Origin of the sequence: Wenzhouxiangella sp. 15190 (genome assembly GCF_003417465.1) — a bacterium.
Taxonomy (GTDB): Bacteria; Pseudomonadota; Gammaproteobacteria; order Xanthomonadales; family Wenzhouxiangellaceae; genus Wenzhouxiangella.
Genome location: NZ_QVMV01000027.1, coordinates 1 through 20,843, shown reverse-complemented (window position 1 = coordinate 20,843; position 20,843 = coordinate 1). Strand labels below are relative to the sequence as shown.

Below are 20,843 nucleotides of genomic sequence, written 5' to 3'. Positions count from 1 at the left end.
CCGGGCCGTCATTATCCACGGCGGAAAGGCGGTATGAAAGAGCCATCGCGCCTGCGCAGAAATTCTTCTAAAGCGCGCTTGAACGATATGCGATACTAAGTGGCCCGTACGGTGCGGTACTGACGCCGTGCGCACCATCAAAATTCCGAAGGAGAGCCCCGGTGACCGAACGCAAACTCACTCTGACGGACCACGAATCCGGAAAGACCCTCGACCTGCCGGTTGTTGCCGGCACCGAAGGCGATCCCACCCTCGATATCAGCAAGCTGCATTCCGAGCTGGGTTACTTCACCTACGATCCGGGCTATGGTGCCACGGCCAGTTGCAAGAGCGACATCACCTACATCGACGGCAACGCCGGCATTCTGCGCTACCGCGGCTATCCCATCGATCAGCTCGCCGAGCATTCCAGTTTTCTGGAGGTCGCCTACCTGCTCCTCTACGGGGAATTGCCGTCCAACGAGGAGTTTTCGGCCTTCGAGCGCGACATCACCTATCACACGATGGTCCACGAGAAGCTCAATAACTTCATCTCGGGCTTTCACTACAACGCGCATCCGATGGCCATCCTCTCGGGCGTGGTCGGCTCGATGGCGGCCTTCTACCATGACAAGCTCGACGTCAACGATCCCGAACAGCGCGATCTGGCAGCCAAGCGCCTGATCGCCAAGATGCCGACGATCGCCGCGGCCGCCTATCGCCACTACAGGGGATGGCCGAGCGCCTATCCGCGCAACTCGCTCAACTATTCCGAGCGTTTCCTGGACATGATGTTCTCGGTACCGGCCGAGGACTACGAAGTCAACCCGGTTGCCGCCAAGGCGCTCGACCTGCTGTTCATCCTGCATGCCGACCACGAACAGAACGCCTCGACGTCCACCGTGCGTCTGGTGGGCTCAACCGGGGCCAACCCGTATGCCTGTACGGCCGCAGGTATCGCCGCGCTTTGGGGTCCGGCCCATGGCGGCGCGAACGAGGCCGTGCTCAACATGCTCAACGAGATCGGCAGCGTCGACCAGGTCGGCAAGTACGTCGAGAAGGCCAAGGACAAGAACGATCCGTTCCGTCTGATGGGCTTCGGTCACCGTGTCTACAAGAACTTCGACCCGCGCGCGACCATCATCCGCAAGGCCTGTCACGAAGTACTCGACGAACTGGGCCAGGCCGATCCGTTGCTGGACCTGGCCATGGAACTCGAGCAGATCGCGCTGGAGGACGATTTCTTCGTCGAGCGCAAGCTCTACCCGAACGTCGACTTCTACTCAGGCATCATCTACAAGGCACTGGGCATTCCCCAGAGCATGTTCACCGCCATGTTCGCCATCGGTCGCACGGTGGGCTGGGTCAGCCAGTGGCTCGAACAGTCCGCCACCCCGCACCGCATTGGGCGGCCCCGACAGGTGTATACGGGGGCCGGTGAGCGCGAGTACGTGGATATCGACAAGCGTTAATGGCTGGTTCGAGGTGTGGTGGCCTCGAACCCTAAAAATCTGAAATTCGAAATCCGAAATCCGAAACAAATTCGAAGCACGAAGCTCGAAACGGTTTTGTCCTCATGGTCCCGAAGGGACGCATGAGGGTTTGTTTCTGTCATTCGAATTTCGTGCTTGTTTCGGATTTGGTGCTTCGGATTTCGAATTTCCTGACCTGCTTATTGCCCGGAATTCACGTTTACAGAAACAGATCCGGTAAGAGCTCCTTCCCGGGCTGAACCGCATACTGGTCAAGTTCAGTCACGCCCATCTTCTCGAGCACGTCCTCGTCGATGAAGAAGTTGCCGGTGACCTCGCCCGAGGGTTGCGTCAGGATCCAGTGGGCGGTGTCGGCCAGGATTTCCGGCTTGCGGCAGTTCTCCGGTTTGACGGCATCGCCGAGCATCGCCAGCGCGGCGGTGGCGATGACGGTCTTCGGCCACAGCGCGTTGACCGCGATGGCGTCCTCTCTGAACTCCTCCGACATGCCCAGCACGCACATGCTCATGCCGTACTTGGCCATGGTGTAGGCCACGTGCGGCGCGAACCATTTCGGGTCCATGTTCAGCGGCGGCGAGAGGTTGAGAATATGCGGGTTGCCGGCCTTTTTCAGGTAGGGTAATGCGGCCTGGGAACACACGAAGGTGCCGCGCGTGTTGACGCCGTGCATCAGGTCGTAGCGCTTCATCGGCACTTCCGGAGTCGGCGCCAGGTAGATCGCCGAGGCGTTATTGACCAGTACATCGATGCCGCCGAAGGTATCGGCCGTCTTCGCCATGGCCTCACGAACCGCATCCTCGTCCCGGATATCGACCTTCAGCGGCAGTGCCCGGCCGCCGGCGGCCTCGATTTCCTCGGCAGCGCTGTGGATGGTGCCGGGCAGCTTGGGGTGGGGCCGGTCGGTCTTGGCCGCGACGGCCACGTTGGCGCCGTCGGTGGCGGCCTTGAGCGCGATGGCCAGGCCGATGCCGCGCGAGGCGCCGGAAATGAACAGGGTCTTGCCCTCGAGTGATGCGGTCATGGCTTGATGTTTCCTCAATGCGAGACTGAAAGCATATCCTAAGAGGCATGAGCCTCTTTCGCACGGGCACGCGCTGAGCCACCGGCCATGGAATCGACACTGATCGATCGAATCTTCGAGTTGGCCCAGTCACATCCGGGCTGGCTCATCGCCATGTCGGCCGTGTTCGCATATTTCGAATCGCTCGCCGTCCTCGGCCTGCTGCTGCCGGGCGTGATCCTGTTGTTCATCATCGGCGCGGTGGTCAGCGGCGACCCCGTGCTTTTCATGTGGTGCTGGCTGTCGGCTTTCATGGGGGCGCTCGGGGGCGACTGGACCAGCTACTGGGTCGGGCGGCGCTATCGCGACCGGATCGACGACTGGCCGCTGTTGCGCCGGCATCCCGAGTTGATGGCCCGGGCGCGCCGGGCCGTGGTCCGCTACGGCGGCAAGGGCGTGTTTCTGGGGCGCCTGCTCGGTCCGACGAGGCCGGTCAGCGCGCTGATTGCCGGTGCCATGAGCCTGCCAGCGCGTACCATGCTGCTGGCCACCATTCCGGCCTGCGCCGTATGGGTGCCGATTTACATGTTGCCGGGGCTGCTTTTCGGCGCTTCGCTGGAACTGGCTGCCGAGTTTGCCGGACGACTGGTGCTGGTGCTCGTCACCCTGCTGTTGGTGCTGTGGGCCGTGACCTGGCTTACCCGCGTCGTTTATGCCTACACGGCGCGCCGCAGCGGCTGGTGGCTGCGCAGCCTGATTCGCTGGTTGAGTGAGCATCCCCTGATCGGCCGCTGGGTCGAGCCGCTGTTCGGCACCGGCCCCGGCCGGCGCGAGCTGATCTCGGTCACGCTGCTGGGCTTGTTCCTGATGGTCTGCCTGGCGGTGTTGCTGGGGGTTGTGATTGCCGCGCCGTTTGCCGCCGGCACGCTGGATGCCGAACGTCAACTCGCCTCGGTGGCGGCCAGCCTGCGCAACCACGTGGCCGATCCGGTGATGATCGTCATTGCGCTCGCGGCGGATCTGCGCGTACTGATCCTCGTGGCCGGGTCGATGGCGCTGCTGATGCTCGCTCTGGGCAGGGGCAACGCGGCCGCCCACTGGCTGGCGGCGACCGCTGGCGGCTGGCTGCTGGCCGAGCTGCTCAACGGCTGGCTCGGCTTTCTGTTTCCCGCCCCCGGGGCTGCGCCCGGCTATGGCGAGGTGCCGCACATCGGCTTGACCCTCACCACGGTCGTGCTCGGTTTCTTCGCCGTGATGGTAGCCAAGGACATGCGCGCCGCGCACCGCAAGTGGGCCTACCTGGTCAACTCGGTATTGCTGGCGCTGGTGTCGTTCGCCTGTTTCTATCTCGGGCTGGTCACGCCGCTCGGGCTGGTGGCCGCGCTGGCTCTGGGCGGCGGCTGGTTGGCCCTGGTCGGCATCGGTTATCGGCAACGCGCCCTGTCGCGACGGCATCCGGGAATGCTGGGCCTGTTGTTCTATGGTCTGCTTGTTTCGGTCACGGCCTTCCAGGTCGACGGTGGCTATCAGAGACTGGCCGAGGCCACACGCCTGGAACTGCCCCGACAGATATTGTCGATCAGCGATTGGCAGGCCAGTGGCTGGCGTGCGTTGCCGGCCGAGCGTTCCCGTCTGGGCGCGGAAGAAGACCAGCGCTTCGACTTCCAGTACGCGGGTCCGCGGACCTGGCTCGTCGAACGTTTGAGCGAAGCCGGCTGGCGCCAGCCCGGGGAGCGTTCCATGCGCTGGTCGGCACTGCTGAGCGCCCGCCCGCGGCCGGAACGGCTGCCCCACCTGCCGAGGGATTTCGCCGGCCGGCCGGAAGCGCTGATCATGGTGCGCGACCGGGAAGACGGTCGCCGCGACGTGCTTCGCCTGTGGGCTTCGGGCGCCAGGCTCCAGCCGGGCGATGTACCCGTGTGGCTCGGCCAGGTGCGTATCGAGGCGATGGACGATATGTTCGGGCTGTTCAACCGCTGGCGCGATAGCGGTGACGGAGAAGCGGCCATGGCGGCGCTCGAGCGGTCGCTGGGCGAGGTCGAACCCCGCGCCGTCGGAGAGCGCGGACTCCGCCTGATCAGTCGTCTTCGGAATCCTCTTCCTGAAGCAGACTGATCAGGCCTTCCAGGCGGGCGACCGGGTCGGTCATTTCCAGCAGGGCCTGGGCGTGTTCCTCGGGCAGGGCGAGGCTGGCCGCCAGGGTTCTCCCCAGGCTGCTGGCGTCCTCGACGTCGACCTCGAAGTGGTCGGCCAGGTCACGGTGGCGCATCAGTTCCTGGATGAGGGTCTGCAGGGCGGCACAGTGCGGCGGTACGGGTACGGCGGGTTCGGGCGGCAGCCAATCGACTTCGCCGATGAGCAGGCCGTCGTCGCGAGCGTGTGTCTCGCGGATCAGGAAGCGCCGCTGTCCACGGCAGGTCACGCCCAGCAGTCCGTCGTCGAGCTGGTCGAAATCGACCATCATTGCCTCGGTACCGATGCGGGCGTGCTTGGCCCGGCCTTCCTGTTCCGCCGGCCAGGCGCAGACCACCCCGAAGCCGGTGGCGGTACGGGCGCAGTCGCGCACCATGTCGAGATAGCGTTGTTCGAAGATGCGCAGGCTCAGCGGCGCACCGGGGAAGAGCACGGTCTTCAACGGAAACAGCGGCAGCGTTTCGCGGCTCACGCCAGGGCCTCGAAGAATCGTCGCGGGGCATTCTCGAAGCCGCGGTTGCTCATGAAGATGACATGGTCGCCGGGCCGGGCCTCGGCGAGCATGTCCTCGAGCATGTTCTCCACCCGGCTGCGCGGGCGGCCCTGCCCGCCGGTTTTCTCGATCACCTCGTGGGGGTCCCAGTCCATACCTTCGGAGCTGCGCAGCCAGACGAAATCGGCGGCCGTCAGCGCCGACGGCAGGTCGGCGACGTGAAAGCCGGCGCGCATCGTGTTGCTGGCCGGTTCGAGTGCGACGAGGATGCGGGCGTTGCCGACCGCGCGACGCAGGCCTTCCAGGGTCAGGCGGATGGCCGTGGGGTGATGGGCGAAGTCGTCGTAGACGTGGATGCCGCTGCGCTCACCGAGCAGTTCCTGACGGCGCTTGACGCCGCGAAACTCGGACAGGGCCTCGATGGCAGTCGACGGCTCGATGCCGGCAGCTTCGGCAGCGGCAATGGCGGCCAGCGCATTCAGCGCGCTGTGCCGGCCGGTCATCGTCCATTCGAACCTGCCGACCGGCTGGCCGGCATGATGAATCGCCAGCTTGCGGCCCGCCGGCTCTTCCAGTGTGACCTGCCAGTCGCCGACACCGGTTTCGCTCAGGCCGAATCCGGAAACCGGCGTCCAGCATCCCTTTTCGAGCACGGCGCGCAGATTGGCGTCGGCGGCATTGACGACCAGCCGGCCGTTGCCGGGAATGGTGCGCACCAGGTGGTGGAACTGGGTCTGGATGGCGGCCAGGTCCGGATAGATGTCGGCGTGGTCGAATTCCAGATTGTTGAGCACGGCGATGCGCGGCCGGTAGTGAACGAACTTGGCGCGCTTGTCGAAAAAGGCCGTGTCGTACTCGTCGGCCTCGACCACGAACAGATCCTCGCCGGTGCGGGCCGATACATCGAAGTTGACCGGAACGCCGCCGATCAGAAACCCGGGGTTCTTGCCGGCGTACTCGAGGATCCAGGCGAGCATGCTCGCGGTAGTGGTCTTGCCGTGGGTGCCGGCGACCGCCAGCACCGAGCGGCGGCGCAGGTAGGTCTCGCCGAGCCAGCGCGGGCCGGAGGCAAACGGGATGTCGTTGTCGAGCACGAATTCGATGGCCGGGTTGCCGCGACTCAGCGCGTTGCCGATGATGACCAGATCGACATCGTCGGGGATGTGATCCGGGTCGTAGCCTTCACGCAACTCGATGCCGAGCGCTTCGAGCTGGGTGCTCATGGGCGGGTAGACGTTTTCGTCCGAGCCGCTGACCTGGTGACCGTCGGATCGGGCCAGGGCCGCAAGCCCGCCCATGAACGTGCCGCATATGCCGAGAATATGGATTTTCACCAGTGGTCCTCCAATCTAATCATTACGGATTCAGCGCTTCTGTGGCGCTTCGCTGCAAGGCGCGGCGCGCAGGTAATGGCCGTAGCCCTTGGCAAGCGACGCAACACGGCCAACGGCTGCTCTCGCAAGGCTTCTTTCGCTGCGCGAAAGCCGCCATGCAGCTTCGCCTGCCCTGCAACGGAGCGCCACAGGAGCGCCCGAAGGGTGGGTCTGTCAGCGTTCATGGCGGCGTTCCGGCTCTTGTAAAGGGCTACGGCCATTCACGCGCGACGGCACTCCAGCTTGCCTTCTTGCCTGCGGAAAACCGGCAAGCTTTCGTCGCCTGCGCTGCGAGCCGCGCCTTGCCCTGAATGCTGACAGACCCACTGAATTCGCAATGATCAGGTTGGAGGACCACTAGAGACCCGCTACTGAAGTAATTATGTACATCGATACCGCGAACAGTACCACTGCCACCGCCAGTCCGACGGCAAAGGATGTGTCCAGTGCATGGCGCCAGATATGGCCGTCCACGGTGAAGGACCAGAAAAACAGCACGAGGCTGACGACCGTCACGATGGCGTTCGGCTCGCTGCCACCGGCGGTGGCCAGTGGTAACGACAACAGCGACAACAGAGCGCTCGTGCCGAACAGGGCGGTCAGGGTCTGTCCCCAGCGCGAGGGGTGGCCGCGAAGGCCGAGTACAATGCGAACGAGGATCACGGGCAGGGCGACTGCCAGGACCAGAACGCCCACCGCATTCTCCGGGCCCTCGCCGACCGACAGCGACAGTGCGGTGGCGGCCACATAAAACCCCGTAGCCAGCATTGGGGCCACGACACCGGCCGGCATGTCCTGCGGGCCGTTCTTGAGCAGCAGAATGCCGACCAGGCGCGAGAAGAATTCAGACATGAGCGAGCGAGATTCCAACGTTCGAGTCGTCGACTGCCGCGGCATGGCCTGCCCCGAACCCGTGTGGCAAACGCGTCGGGCACTGGAAGATCTCCCGCCCGGTGCCGAACTGGAGGTGCTGGCAACCGATCCGATGGCCGAACTCGATCTGGCGGTCTTTTGCCAGCGAACCGGTCACGAACTGGTGCGGGCGGACACGCGCGACGGACTGTTGCGGGCGCGAATCCGCGTCAGTCCAGCGCAGCGGCCAGGCGCTGGTTGACGGTCTCGATTTCGCCGATACCGTCGACCCGCACCAGGAGTCCCTTTTTGGCATAGTGTTCGGAGATCGGCGCGGTCTGTTCGCGATAGATGGCCAGGCGATTTCGCACCACTTCCTCGGTATCGTCGGAACGACCTTCTTCCTCGGCCCGTTTCGCCAGCCTCTGGACGATCTGTTCTTCGTCGACGACGAGCTCCAGTGCCCGATCGAGCGGTTGTCCCAGGCGCTCGAGCAATTGGTCCAGCGCTTCGGCCTGCGCCTGGTTGCGCGGGTAGCCGTCGAGAATGAAACCCGGTTCGACTTCCGGCTGGCCCAGCTTCTCCTCGATCAGGCCCAGCATCAGTTCATCGGAGACCAGTTCGCCGGCGTCCATGGCCGCCTTGGCCTTCTTGCCGAGTTCGGTTCCTTCAGCCACGGCGGAGCGAAGCAGATCGCCGGTGGAGATATGCGGAACACCTATTCGTTCCTTCAGCAGAGCAGCCTGGGTGCCCTTGCCGGAGCCGGGTGGGCCGAGCAGTACGATTCGCATGATTTCGACGCTCGCGCTTGCGCGCGTAGTTAATGTAAGATCAAGCCGTCAAAGCTAACCGGAAGGGTGGGGACTGTCAAACGCGGGGGAAGGAAATGTCGGGGAGTGCCTGCTTCCAGAAAGTCGACAATAGGAATTGTTCGCTGGTTGGCTTGTTAGCTTGTTGGCTGGTTCGGCGCCGGAAAGGCTTGGTGGGCGGCTTCGCCGCGAAAGCGGGTGAGCCCTGATAGGATCTCGCTTGCAGGTGGCATTGGGCCATCGCGGCTGGGCCGCCCCGCAGTGCCGGCAGTTGCCGAACCAGCCAACCAGCCAACCAGCGAACAAGCCGATGATTCGCTATCCTTCCTGACAGGCTTCGATCACGAGAACGCGTCATGCCAAAGAAGAACATCCTTTATGCGCAGTCCGGCGGTGTCACGCCGGTGATCAACGCCACCGCTGCGGCCGTGATCGAGGAGGCCCGGGACAACCGGGATCGCATCGGCAAGGTGCTGGCCGCGCGCGACGGCATCATGGGTGCGCTCGAAGAGCGCCTGATCGATACGTCCAGGCTGAAGAAGTCGGAAGTGGCCGCGCTCAACCACACGCCCGGCGGCGTATTCGGCTCCTGCCGTTACAAGCTCAAGTCGATTGAAGAGAACCGGCGCGAGTACGAGCGCCTGATCGAGGTGTTCAAGGCGCACAATATCGGCTATTTCTTCTACAACGGCGGCAACGATTCGGCCGACACCGCCTGGAAGGTCTCGCAGATCGGCGACAAGCTCGGCTTTCATGTGCAGTGCATCGGTGTCCCGAAAACCATCGACAACGATCTGCCGGTAACCGACAACTGCCCGGGCTTCGGATCGGTGGCCAAGTACGTGGCCGTGTCCATCCTGGAAGCGAGCCTGGACGTGATGGCCATGGCGTCGAGCTCGACCAAGGTGTTCATCATGGAAGTGATGGGCCGCCACGCCGGCTGGATCGCGGCCGCCGGCGGGCTGGCGTGCCGGGAAAAGGGCGATCCGCCGCAGATCATCCTGTTTCCCGAAGTGCCTTTCGATAAAGAGAAGTTTCTCGACCGGGTGCGGCAGTCGGTGGAGGTCAACGGCTATTGCTCGATCGTCGTTTCCGAGGGCGCGCGCACGCCCGACGGGACGTTCCTGGCCGATGCGGGTACGACCGATGCCTTCGGCCACAAGCAGCTCGGCGGCGTCGCGCCCGTGGTGGCCGATGTCGTCAAGGAAAGTCTCGGCTACAAGTGTCACTGGGCGGTCAGCGACTACCTGCAGCGCTCGGCGCGCCATATCGCCTCGGCGACTGACCTCGAACATGCCCGCGCCGTCGGCAAGGGCGCCGTCGACCTCGCGCTGGCCGGCGAGTCCGGCGTGATGCCGGTCATCAAGCGCACCGGCAACAAGCCCTATCGCTGGAAGATCGAGTCGGCGCCACTGTCACGTATCGCCAACCGCGAGAAGAAAATGCCGAAGAAATTCATATCGGCCGACGGCTTCGGCATCACGCCGAGCTGCCGCGCTTATCTCGAGCCGCTGATCCGGGGCGAAGCCTATCCGTCTTACGGCAAGGATGGTCTGCCAGAGTACGTGCGCCCGGATTTCGTTTACGTCGATCGAACGCTGGACGATTTCGAGTTTTGAGGAGCCAGGCAAGCGAGTATTGGAATATCTCGCCGGCCGGCTCCGAAGGTATTGGAAATTCCGATCGCGAGTGATTGATTCCGGGCCGGCAAGCCGCTAACCTGCCGGACCTTGATTCATCTCCGACAGCGGCGTGACGATGCCTTCCAAACTGCAAGCGCTCAACGACTGGGTCGACCAGGTCGCGGCCCACACCCGGCCGAGCCGGGTTCACTGGTGTGACGGCTCCGGGGCCGAGAACACGAAGCTCATCGCCGAGATGGTCGAGTCGGGCGATCTCGAGCGTCTCAACCCCGAAACCCATCCGGACTGCTACCTGCATCGCTCCGACCCGGCCGACGTGGCCCGGGTCGAGCACCTCACCTATGTCTGCACCGAGCGCGAGGACGACGCCGGGCCCAACAACAACTGGATGGCCCCGGCCGAGGCGCGCGCCCTGATGAACGGCCTGTTCGCCGGTTGCATGGAAGGCCGCACCCTGTATGTCGTGCCTTATTGCATGGGGCCTATCGAGTCGCCGTTTTCGCGCTGCGGCGTGGAAATTACTGACAGCCCCTACGTGGTGGCCAACATGCGCCTGATGACGCGCATGGGTCGTGATGCCCTGGCGCGCATCGAGCGTGACGGCCGATTCGTCAAGGGCCTGCACTCGACCGGCGAACTCGACCCTGATCGCCGCTACATCATGCACTTTCCCGAAGACCTGAGTATCCAGAGCTTCGGTTCGGGCTACGGCGGCAACGCGCTGCTGGGCAAGAAGTGCCACGCGCTTCGCATCGCCAGTTACCAGGCGCGCACCGAGGGCTGGCTGGCCGAGCACATGCTGATCGTCGGCATCGAAAACCCCGAAGGCGAGGTTCGTTACGTGGCCGGCGCCTTCCCCTCGGCCTGCGGCAAGACCAACCTGGCCATGCTGATCCCGCCCGAGGCCTACCGCGAGGCCGGCTGGAAGGTATGGACGGTCGGCGACGACATCTGTTGGCTGCATCCGGGCGAGGATGGGCGGCTATGGGCGATCAACCCGGAGGCCGGGTTCTTCGGCGTCGCGCCGGGTACGAGCGCGAAAACCAATCCCAACGCCCTGGCCATGCTCGATCGCGACACCATTTTTACCAACGTTGCGGTCACCGAAGACAATCAGCCCTGGTGGGAGGGCCTGGGCGAGGGCAAGCCGGCGAAGGACTGGCGCGGCCGGCCCTTCGACCCCAAGCATGGTCCGGCGGCGCATCCCAATTCACGCTTTACCGTGTCGATCGATCGCTGCCCGAGTTATTCCGACCAGGCTGACAACCCCGACGGCGTGCCGATCGACGCCATCATTTTCGGCGGCCGGCGCGCGAGCCTGGCGCCGCTGGTGCTCGAGGCCCGCGACTGGACCCACGGTGTGCTCGTCGGCGCCGGCATGGCATCCGAGACCACCGCCGCGGCCACCGGCCAGGTGGGCATCGTGCGGCGCGACCCAATGGCCATGAAGCCTTTCTGTGGCTATCACTTTGCCGACTACTGGGCTCACTGGCTGGATGTGGGTGGCAAGCTGACACGACCGCCGAAGATCTTCCAGGTCAACTGGTTCCGACGCGACGCCGACGGTGGCTTCATCTGGCCGGGCTTCGGCGACAACATGCGCGTACTCGAGTGGATCATGGCCCGATGCCGTGACCAGGTCGACGCGGTCGACACGCCGGTCGGGGCGCTTCCCGAAGCCGGGTCGATCAACCTCGACGGACTCGACGAGCGGCCCGATATGGAAGAGTTGCTCAGGATCGATCCGGCCGAATGGCGCGAGGAGATCGAGGCCATCGGCAAGCATCTCGAATCCTTCGGCTCGCGCGTGCCGTCGACGCTGCATGAAACCCTGGGGCGGATTAGAGAAGCGTTAGGCTGATGCCGTGTCAACCGGGGCCGGTTGGCCCTCCGGGCGCCCTCCCGGCTGCCCGGAACCCCGCTGTTCGAGCGGTTTGGCTCGAAATTTCGGAGGTTTACGCGCGCTTAACATAACCCTTTTCATTACCAAACGATAGTGCTAGTATCGGCGCTGAGTCGGAGGCCGGGTCACGCTTGGGCCGTGCTTCAGCACGCCTGATGTGGCGGGTTTTCCGCTCCGACACATTGCTGTCGATACTAGTATCGAATGCTTTAACCAGAAATCAAAAGACAACATGGAGAGTCTGATGAAGCACAACCGTAACCAACTTGCCAAGGCAATCAACTACGCCCTCGGGGCGGGTATGATCGCCAGCCTGGCGATGACCGCTGCCCCGGTCTCGGCCCAGGACGAAGACGAAGAGGCGAGTGACCTCGACCGCGTTCAGGTCACCGGCTCGCGAATTTCCCGCCTCGAAGCGGAGCAGGCCACCCCGGTCGTCACCCTCGACCGCGAAGACATCGAAGCGACCGGCTATCAGTCCGTTTCCGATGTTCTGCGAAACAATTCCTTCAACGTGTTCGGCTCGATTCGCGAAGAGTCGGGCAACACCGCGCAGGGGCAGGCCACGGTCAACCTGCGGGGGCTTGGCTCCAACCGCACGCTGATTCTGCTTGACGGTCGCCGCATTCCCGGCTCGCCGGTGATGGACGGCCAATCCCAGAACCTGAACAACGTGCCGTTTGCCGCCGTCGAGCGCATCGAAATCCTCAGTGATGGCGCTTCGGCCGTTTATGGTTCCGACGCCATTGGCGGTGTTATCAACATCATCCTGCGTGAAGACTACAGCGGCGTTGACGTAAATATCCGCGAAACCCGAAGCGATCGCAAGGGCGGTGACGAGCGGCTGTTCTCGGTTACCGGCGGCATTGCCGGCGACAAGGGCAATATCACCTACAGCCTGGAGCATTCGACCAAGGATATTATCTTCACGCGTGATCGCTGGTGGGCGGCCGCTTCCGGCTTCAACAACCCCGAGTTCGGGTCACAGACCCCGGGGCAGAGCCTCTACTCGAAGAATATCCTTTCCGGCCAGCGCGGGCAGACGTTGCCGTTCAACGACGCCTGTGAGTCGGCTTTTGGTGCCGGACATCATTACTACACCAATGACACCGACCCCTGGTTCGGCCTGGCATCGCCGGAAGGCCTCTGCGCCTATGACCACACGAGAATCTCGGCATTGACCGCGTCTCTCGAAAATACGTCGCTGTTTGCCAATGCCAATTACGACATCAACGACAACGTGAGGTTCTTCGCGCGCGGGCTGTACGCCCGGACCGAGAGCTTCGGCCGTTATGCCCCGGCGGCGGCTGCCCCGGGCTGGAATGGACCGGCTCTCCCGGAAGAGACCATTACCTACGAGGGTCAGGAGATTACTCTGACCGAGCTGCTGCCGGGTGACAATCTCTTGTTGCGTGCCGACATGATCGGGCCCAGCCGCGACACCAACCAGTACGACTATGTTGGCGACTTCACGGTCGGCTTCGACGGTATGCACGGTGGATTCGACTGGGAGGTTGCTTACCAGTACCAGAAGTACAACATGCACGAATGGGGCCGTGGATACCTCAGTCAGTTGGGCGTCAACCAGCTGGCCAACGCGGGCTGGGATCCGCGCCTGCCGACCCCCATGCAGATTGATCAGTTTGGCGAGCAACTCGGCGGTGCGGCCTCCAACTCCGATCGTCTGACGGAAATGGAAGTCCACCAGGTCGACTTCGGTGTCGGCTTCGACGGCCCGGATGTGGGTGCTGCGCCGATCTCGTTCTTCTTCGGCGGTGAAGCGCGCGACGAAGAGTACATGGACCTTGCCATGCACCAGCTTGAGGCTGGCAACGTACTTGGTAGCTCCGGCGGCAGTTCCGGCGGTGATCGCAGCCGCTGGGCGCTGTTCGGCGAGTCGCTGGTGACGCTGGTCGACGGCCTTGAAGCCGGCGTGGCGGTGCGTTACGACGACTACAGCGACTTCGGTGACAACCTTTCGTCGAAGTTTTCGCTGCGCTGGCAGGCTGCCGACTGGGCGGTCGTCCGTGCTTCCGCGGGCCAGGGTTTCCGCGCCCCCAGTCTGGATCAGCTCTTCCAGGCCGGTTCCTGGTCGGCGGCATTCGCCAACAACATCCCGCTGTGCATGCAGGAGCTCTACGGCCTGGATCAGCGCGCGCAGCTCGCGGATGTGCAGGGTCTGCCCGGGTTTAACGAAAATCTTGCAGAGTGTTCAGGTGCTGCCTGGGAAACTCAGAATGCAACCGTTTTCGGTGCCAATCCGGATCTGGATGCCGAAGACTCCACGCAGTACTCGGTGGGCACGGTCTTCGATTTCAGTCAAGTCATGAACCAGGATCTCACGCTGGCGCTTGACTACTACTACACCGAGATCGACGATGCGATTACGCCTGTGAGTGCTCAGGACGTCATGTGGATGTACTTCAGCGGTGGCATTCCCCTGTGTTCCGACGGCTCCTACGACGGCGGTGCCTGCTACAGCACCACGCCGGCTGTGCCGGGTAGTGAACACCAGGCTCAGCCCACCAACTTCCGCTCGTTCGATACGTCGGGCTTCGATGTCAAGCTCAACTATGGCCTCGACATGGCGGGTGCCGGCTATCTGGATGTCAACTTCCAGACCAGCTATGTTCTGGAGTACAACCAGCGCTTTACGCCGGCGTCTGAACTGCAGGACTACACCGAGCTTACGGTGCCGGAATACCGCAGCAACCTGACGCTGACCTGGAGCCTGGGTGACCACAAGTTGAACTGGCACACGCAGTTCATTCCGGGGCACTGTGAGACGGCCGTGCTGGATATCGACCAGATCGATACCCTGCAGGCCAAATGCTCTACCTCGGGTGGCGAAAAGGTCGAACGTGCCAGCTGGGCCCATCACAACCTGTCTTACAGCTATAACACGCCGTTTAACAGCACGGTGACGCTGGGGATCAACAACGTCAACGACAAGGATCCCATCATCGACCAAAGCATGACGGTCGATACGTCGCTCTATCCGATTGTCGGCCGCCAGTACATGGTGGAGTACAACCAGCGCTTCTAAGCTGATTGCTGTATAGCAAGACAAACCAAGGTAAAACCTTTGCCCGCCCTCCACTGAGAGGGCGGGTTTTTTTTGTGCCTCGTTCATGCAGGCGGCTGCTGCCTTCGTCTTGCACGTTGCCGATAAGCGGTGGGATAATTACTACCCATGCCTCAGTCCCCGCCCGGCGCCAAGCCGCACTCCCGAAATGCATCCCGCTGTCATGAACACTGGTCTCGCTATTGGGCGAGTGGTGTCCTGACATCGCTGCCGGAAGATTTCCGCAGCAATTATGATGGTGAGATAGCCGCTTTCTGGAACAGCCTGTTCCGCGACCTGGAAGACGGTGCTGCCGTCGTAGACGCCTGTGCCGGCAATGGCGCTCTGGCCCTCCTGGCTGCCGAGTTTGCCTTACAGCATGACCGCGATTGGTCCATTTTCGCGGTGGATGCCGCCCGGATTTCGCCGGACCGCTTGCTCGAATCGTATCCTTCGCTGGCGCCCCTGGTTCCACGGGTGACCTTTATCGACCATACCCCCCTGGAAGAGTGGGATTGCCCGCAAAACAGCCTCGACTTGATCGTCAGTCAGTACGGTCTTGAGTACTGCGAGCAGTCAAGGGTTGCACCACGCCTGACCGCCATGCTCAAGCCCGGCGGCAGGTTGGCCATGCTGTGCCATGCGCTCTCATCGGACATGCTCTCGACGATGAGCCGCGAGGCCGATGATTACGCCTTGCTGGAGCAGTCGCGCGTGCCCAGGTTGATTCAGTCCTGGCTCGCCGGGCAGCTTGATTCCGGTGGTTTTCGGCGAAGGCTCCACCGGGCTGCGAGCGAGATTGTGCCCCGGGCGCGTGCCAGCGGCTCGCCGTTGTTGGGTTTTGTGCTGGATGTTGCCCGCCGGGTCAATGCGATGAGCGAACGGGACCTCCGGCACAATCGTGGCGCCCTGGAAGACGCCTGGCAGCAGCTCGTCAGCGGCCGTGGCCGACTTGACGACATGCTGCGGGTCAACCAGTTGATGGCCGACAAAAACTGGTACCAACCGTGGCTGGACGCGGGGTTGACGCTGGTGGATGAGGGGGAATTGCTCTACAAGGCGCGTCACCGGGTTGGCAGATACCATATTTTTCATCGCCCACCGCACGGCCCCGGAGACGACTGATCCTTCTCGCCCGCGCAGCGCCATTCAGCCGTTGAACCGGCCTGCTTGTGGACCGGCCGGGCCTGGGCGATAATTCGGGTTCGCGGCGCCTGAAAGTGCTGGTACAATCCGGACGTTCAGGCTAGGCCCTTGAAGAAAATGGCCCGAATGGTCAAGAAGCATTGCAAGGGCATCCTGACGGCTACCCGCACAACTCAGTGAGGGTCCGATTTGTAAGCCGGACGTTAATATTTCAGGTTCACTTGCGTCAGCCATTGATACCTGCGTAGAATGTCGAGCTTTCCACGCGCGCCCCTGGCACGCAAGAACTCAACCACCCAAACCACACGACGGACTGGGCATGAAGATACTGACCAAACGACGAAATCTCGGCCTCGGCTTAGCGGCCATCGGAAGCGCGCTAATGCTGGCCACGTTCAGCGTTCACACGCAGGAAATCGATCCAATTCTTGAGACGAGCCGCCAGGCGGCCGAGGATACGGCTGGATCGCAGGAGCGTATTGACGAAATCGATTCTGAAACCCAGCGGATGCTCAACGACTATCGGGCCAATCTCAAGCAGCTCGAGCAGCTCGAGCGCTATAACGCTTCTCAGGAGCGTCAGATTGAATCGCAGCGTGAGGAACTGGCCTCTCTCGAGGAAGACATCAACAATATCGCCAGCCTGCAGCGCGCTATGCAGCCGCTCATGGACGATATGGTTGGTGCGCTGGATAGGCTGGTCGAGGCCGATCTGCCCTTCCTGATGGATGAGCGCAGTTCGCGCATCGAGCGGCTTCAGGCTGCCATCGAAGACCCCGAATTGTCGCCGGCCCAGCGCTTCCGGTTGGTGATCGAGGCCTACCAGATCGAAAACGAGTACGGCCGTACCATCGAGACCTATCGCGGCGATATTGAAACCGGCGGGCGGGTCTACGAAAACGTCGAATTCCTTCGCATCGGGCGGGTGGCGCTGATCTTCCGCACCGATAACGACGAAGTGCTCAAGCGCTACGTGCCGGAAGAAGACAGCTGGGTCGATCTGGACCCGTCTTACCTGCAGGACATCAGGACCGCTTCGCGTATCGCGCGCGAACAGATTCCGCCTGAGCTGATGTACGTTCCCGTGCGCGCTCCGAAAGACGCGGAATAAGGGAGGCATGGACCAGTGATGAACCACTTTGAAATGAATGCGAATCAAATGCCCCAAGGAAGGGTGACTATGGCTTCCAACAAATCCAAGCGCACCACCTTTAGCCGGAGTGCCACGCGTGCCGTGATGCTTGTCGCCATCCTGGCACTGGCATTGACGACGCTGTCATCGAGCCTGCTTGCGCAGGAAGATAATCAGCAGGGGCCGCAGACGCTCCAGCAGGTGCTGCGTGCTATGCAGAATGAGCGCCAGGAGGTGTCTCAGGAGAATCAGGAGCGCGAGGAACGTTTCCTTCGCCAGCAAGAGAACCAGGAGCAAGAGCTGAACCGGGTACGCAACGAAGTTGCTGCGGCCGAGGAAGAGGCCAGTCGCCTGGAGAACCTGCGTAACGAGCTCGACCGCGAGCTTGAAGAGATGCGCCAGCAGTTGTCCGAGCGACAGGGTGAATTCGGCGAGCTGTTCGGTGTGGCGCGGGCCGCCGCGACAGACCTGGCCGAACAGCTCGAGGATTCGCTGATTTCGACGCAGTTCCAGGGGCGTAGCGAAGAACTTACGGAAATGGCGCAGGCCAGCTCGCTGCCGACTGTCGATCAGCTCGAGAACCTGTGGTACACCATGCTTCAGGAAGCCGGCGCGCAGGGCCAAATAGTGCGTTATGACGCACCGGTCATCCTCGGTGACAACCGCTCGGAAAGCCAAACCGTCGTTCGGGTTGGCCCCTTTTCAGCCTTTACTGAAGAAGGTTATTTGGTCAATCAGGGCGGACAGCTCCGATATCTTGTCCGCCAGCCTGGCGGAGGCGCCGTCCGAGCCGCACAGCGCGTCTACAATCATTCCGGCTCCGGCGTGGTGCGCGGGATGATTGATCCGTCACTCGGCTCGCTGCTCGACCTGGTCAAGGAAACGCCCACTTTGCGCGAGCGTATCGACCAGGGTGGCTGGATCGGCTACACGATTATCGTTGTGGCCATCTTCGGTATCCTGCTGGCCCTCTATCGCTGGGTGATGTTGATGATCACCTCGATGCAGGTCAAGGCACAGGTCAAGTCCTCGACGCCGTCCAAGTCCAACCCGCTGGGCCGCATCATGTTGGCTTACGACGAACACAAGACAGAGGATCTTGAGACGCTGCAACTGCATCTGGATGATGCAGTGCTGGAGGAACTTCCGAAGCTCGAGCGTGGCCTCAATATCGTCAAGGTACTGGCCGCCGTCGCGCCGCTGATGGGTCTGTTGGGTACCGTGATCGGCATGATCGTGACCTTCCAGGCGATTACCCTGTTCGGCACCGGCGATCCCAAGCTCATGGCTGGCGGTATTTCGCAAGCCCTGATTACGACGGTACTCGGTCTGATCGCGGCAGTGCCGCTTCTGCTGCTCCATGCCTTTGCGGCCGGCGCCTCGCGGCGACTGTCGCAGATTCTCGAAGAGCAGTCGGTCAGCTTCGTTGCCGACGCTGCCCATAAATAACTCAGGCTGCATACGAGGCTGAATGACCGTGTTTGCGGAACTGCTTAATCCAGCGCATATCGCTGATACGATTGGCGGCTATCTCGATGCCGGTGGCCCCGTGGTGCTGGTGCTGTTGTGCAGCACCGCGCTGATGTGGCTGCTGATCGGAGAGCGTCTTTTGTATTTCTGGTTTAGCGGCCCCCGGCTGTGCAAGAGCCAGCGTCAGCGCTGGGAGGGGCGGGAATACGACAGCAGCTGGCAGCAATACGCTTTCCGCGAGCGCCTGATCTCCGAGGTGCAGGTTGAAAACGAGCGGTACATGGGTGCGATCAGGGCGCTGATCGTGATCACGCCCCTGCTCGGGCTGCTGGGCACGGTGACCGGGATGATCGAGGTCTTCCAGGTAATCGTGGACACGGGAGCGTCGAATGCGCGCGCCATGGCCGACGGGATATCGAAAGCCACGATTCCAACCATGACGGGGTTGGCCGTATCCCTCACCGGCGTGTTTTCGATGAGCTATCTCGACCGCAAGAACGAGATCGTTGCGCAGCGAGCTTCCGAAGAGCTCGAAGTCGAGACCGCCATGGCTTACGGCTATGGCGGCACCGGCCGCTTGACCGACAGAGATACCGACGAGGCGGAAGTCAATATCACACCGCTGCTCGATATCGTTTTCATTTTGCTGATCTTTTTCATTGTCACGGCGACTTTCCTCGACGAGATCGGCATTGGTATGAAGACGCCGCAGGACGATCCTCCCGAGGAGGAAACCCGGCCGCCGCCAAGCATGGTGCTCAGCGTTCGCAATGACGGCTTCGTAACGGTTGACCGTGGAAGAATGATCGACCCCCGTTCGGTCAAGCCGGTGCTCGAGGCGTTCAAAGCCGAAAATCCCAGAGGCGTGGTCCTGTTGAACGCGGCCCCGGATGCAGAGGTCGAAACAAGCGTATTGGTGCTAGACCAGGCCAGACAGGCGGGTGTCGATCCTGCGATCGCCATTCAACAACGCGACGACGGTTAGAGGTCTGATTGAACTATGCCGAGACGAAGCAAAAGAAGATCTTCCGGTGAGGATAGCGATGTCAACGTTACACCGTTGCTTGATATCGTATTCATCATGCTGATCTTTTTCATTGTCACTGCTACCTTTATCAAGGAGCCTGGCGTAGAGGTCGATCGACCCGATGCCGACACCGCGGAGGCTCAGCGTCTGGTGTCCATTCTGGTGGCGATTGATTCGGACAATACCATCTGGATCAACCAGGAACAGGTGCCGATGGAAGGAGTGCGCTCCGCCGTCGAGCGGCTGCGGCGTGAGAACCCGCGCGGCAGCGCAGTGATTCAGGCAGATGGTGGTGCTCACAGCGAATATCTGGTTGATGTGCTCGACCAGATTCGCGCTGCGGGCGTTGATGATGTGGTTGCAGTTTCGGTTAAGCAAACGTGAGTACTGTTCTTCGACTTCTTGGCGGCATCCCGACGGCCGCGATCGTTACCATTGGGTTGTTCCTGCTGCTGGCTACGGTCATCACACAGCAACAGGACGTTCAGCTCGACGACGACGTGTCGGTCGAAATCAACGTGACTCGACAGATCGAGGACACGAGCGACCGGCGCAGGCAGGATATGCAGCGTCCGGTCCTGGACCAGCCGCCGCCCCCGCCGCCTACGGTCAGCGATCCCGATTTCCGGCCGTCGTCGAATGTGCAGATGGCCGCCATGCCGGACCTGTCTGGCGTGGATGTCGATATCGGTACCGGTTTCAACCCGGACCGGGACGCCCAGCCGCTGGTGCGCATCCCGCCGCAATATCCCCAGCGGTGTATGGGCCGGGCGGAACCTGTTGAAACCGTGGTGCTCCAATTCGATGTCACACCCGAAGGCAGTGTCGTCAACCCGGAAGTTATTGAATCCACCAACTCGTGCTTGAATCGTGCAGCGTTGAGGGCGGTTCAGCGCTGGCGGTATAACCCCAAGATCGTTGACGATGTGGCACAGCCGCGATACGGCGTGCGCACGGCCATCGATTTCACTCTGGAGGAATAGTGTGAGCCTCGTTTGCAATCGCCTGACGTTCGTTGCCGTACTGCTGTTTTCGGGCACAGCCTTCCTTCTGTGCGCGGCACCAGCGTTTGGGCAATCCGATATGCTCGATCCGCGCGTTGCTGAAGACCTGCTCGGCGCTTACGAGTTAATGGAGGAAGACGACCCGGCGGGCGCTCTGGACGAGCTCAACGAACTCATGAACGAGCGCGGCGAAGATCTGAAGGATTTCGATCGCGCAAACGTCCTGCAGATTCGCGGCTCAGCACACATCGAACTGGAGAAT

18 protein-coding genes are annotated in these 20,843 nt (G+C 62.3%); 13 read left to right on the top strand and 5 right to left on the bottom strand.

Translation table 11 applies throughout. The features are described from left to right. Window positions 1-161 precede the first annotated feature (161 nt). Window positions 162-1,451, top strand: coding sequence for a citrate synthase (locus tag DZK26_RS06255; RefSeq protein ID WP_116898194.1), 1,290 nt, complete (start codon window positions 162-164; stop codon window positions 1,449-1,451). Window positions 1,452-1,671: 220 nt separating this feature from the next. Here DZK26_RS06255 and DZK26_RS06250 read toward each other — a convergent pair whose 3' ends face one another. Then, a complete protein-coding gene (locus tag DZK26_RS06250) occupies window positions 1,672-2,493 on the bottom strand; it encodes an NAD(P)-dependent oxidoreductase (RefSeq protein WP_116898193.1) in 822 nt (273 codons plus the stop codon). Window positions 2,494-2,580: 87 nt separating this feature from the next. On the opposite strand from DZK26_RS06250, the gene DZK26_RS06245 reads away from it, so the two are divergent. After that, a complete protein-coding gene (locus tag DZK26_RS06245) occupies window positions 2,581-4,587 on the top strand; it encodes a VTT domain-containing protein (protein ID WP_116898192.1) in 2,007 nt (668 codons plus the stop codon). On the opposite strand, the gene DZK26_RS06240 is transcribed toward DZK26_RS06245, so the two are convergent. The 3 genes from DZK26_RS06240 to DZK26_RS06225 all read right to left on the bottom strand — a co-directional run bounded on the left by DZK26_RS06240 (window position 4,550) and on the right by DZK26_RS06225 (window position 7,383). Continuing rightward, window positions 4,550-5,137 (bottom strand): LON peptidase substrate-binding domain-containing protein, encoded by a 588-nt coding sequence (locus tag DZK26_RS06240; RefSeq protein WP_116898191.1) that lies wholly within the window; start codon window positions 5,135-5,137, stop codon window positions 4,550-4,552. The two genes, DZK26_RS06245 and DZK26_RS06240, sit on opposite strands and share 38 nt — an antisense overlap. Beyond that, entirely contained in the window at window positions 5,134-6,492 is a 1,359-nt protein-coding gene (mpl, locus tag DZK26_RS06235; protein ID WP_116898190.1) for a UDP-N-acetylmuramate:L-alanyl-gamma-D-glutamyl-meso-diaminopimelate ligase, read from the bottom strand. The genes DZK26_RS06240 and mpl overlap by 4 nt, the downstream gene beginning before the upstream one ends. Window positions 6,493-6,888: 396 nt before the next feature. Then, a complete protein-coding gene (locus tag DZK26_RS06225) occupies window positions 6,889-7,383 on the bottom strand; it encodes a hypothetical protein (protein ID WP_116898189.1) in 495 nt (164 codons plus the stop codon). Between DZK26_RS06225 and DZK26_RS06220 the strand changes: the two genes are divergently transcribed. Next, on the top strand, window positions 7,382-7,645 hold the full coding sequence (locus DZK26_RS06220) for a sulfurtransferase TusA family protein (protein WP_116898188.1): 264 nt from the start codon (window positions 7,382-7,384) through the stop codon (window positions 7,643-7,645). The two genes, DZK26_RS06225 and DZK26_RS06220, sit on opposite strands and share 2 nt — an antisense overlap. Here the strand turns inward: DZK26_RS06220 and DZK26_RS06215 are convergent. Further along, entirely contained in the window at window positions 7,614-8,174 is a 561-nt protein-coding gene (locus DZK26_RS06215) for an adenylate kinase (RefSeq protein WP_116898187.1), read from the bottom strand. The genes DZK26_RS06220 and DZK26_RS06215 overlap by 32 nt on opposite strands. Before the next feature lie 374 nt (window positions 8,175-8,548). Between DZK26_RS06215 and DZK26_RS06210 the strand changes: the two genes are divergently transcribed. The 10 genes from DZK26_RS06210 to DZK26_RS06165 all read left to right on the top strand — a co-directional run. After that, window positions 8,549-9,811 (top strand): 6-phosphofructokinase, encoded by a 1,263-nt coding sequence (locus tag DZK26_RS06210; protein WP_116898186.1) that lies wholly within the window; start codon window positions 8,549-8,551, stop codon window positions 9,809-9,811. 139 nt (window positions 9,812-9,950) lie between these two features. Next, window positions 9,951-11,696, top strand: coding sequence for a phosphoenolpyruvate carboxykinase (GTP) (locus DZK26_RS06205; protein WP_116898185.1), 1,746 nt, complete (start codon window positions 9,951-9,953; stop codon window positions 11,694-11,696). A 286-nt stretch (window positions 11,697-11,982) separates the two neighbouring features. Further along, window positions 11,983-14,784, top strand: coding sequence for a TonB-dependent siderophore receptor (locus tag DZK26_RS06200; RefSeq protein ID WP_181918382.1), 2,802 nt, complete (start codon window positions 11,983-11,985; stop codon window positions 14,782-14,784). Between the two features lie 147 nt (window positions 14,785-14,931). Beyond that, window positions 14,932-15,927 carry a class I SAM-dependent methyltransferase gene (locus DZK26_RS06195; protein WP_116898183.1) on the top strand — a complete coding sequence of 332 codons (996 nt, stop codon included), beginning with the start codon at window positions 14,932-14,934 and terminating at the stop codon, window positions 15,925-15,927. Window positions 15,928-16,267: 340 nt separating this feature from the next. Continuing rightward, window positions 16,268-17,059 carry a DUF3450 domain-containing protein gene (locus DZK26_RS06190; protein ID WP_116898182.1) on the top strand — a complete coding sequence of 264 codons (792 nt, stop codon included), beginning with the start codon at window positions 16,268-16,270 and terminating at the stop codon, window positions 17,057-17,059. 18 nt (window positions 17,060-17,077) lie between these two features. After that, the gene (locus tag DZK26_RS06185; RefSeq protein WP_117238638.1) at window positions 17,078-18,529 is read left to right on the top strand and encodes a MotA/TolQ/ExbB proton channel family protein; all 1,452 of its coding nucleotides are present in this window, start codon (window positions 17,078-17,080) and stop codon (window positions 18,527-18,529) included. 22 nt (window positions 18,530-18,551) lie between these two features. Next, complete coding sequence (locus tag DZK26_RS06180) at window positions 18,552-19,535, top strand: biopolymer transporter ExbD (protein ID WP_117238637.1); 984 nt, start codon at window positions 18,552-18,554, stop codon at window positions 19,533-19,535. Between the two features lie 15 nt (window positions 19,536-19,550). Further along, window positions 19,551-19,961 (top strand): biopolymer transporter ExbD, encoded by a 411-nt coding sequence (locus DZK26_RS06175; RefSeq protein WP_117238636.1) that lies wholly within the window; start codon window positions 19,551-19,553, stop codon window positions 19,959-19,961. Beyond that, the gene (locus DZK26_RS06170) at window positions 19,958-20,560 is read left to right on the top strand and encodes an energy transducer TonB (protein ID WP_181935615.1); all 603 of its coding nucleotides are present in this window, start codon (window positions 19,958-19,960) and stop codon (window positions 20,558-20,560) included. Before DZK26_RS06175 ends, DZK26_RS06170 begins: the two co-directional genes overlap by 4 nt. Before the next feature lies 1 nt (window position 20,561). Further along, window positions 20,562-20,843, top strand: a 282-nt coding sequence (locus DZK26_RS06165) for a hypothetical protein (protein ID WP_147316862.1), incomplete at its 3' end; no start/stop codon positions are given.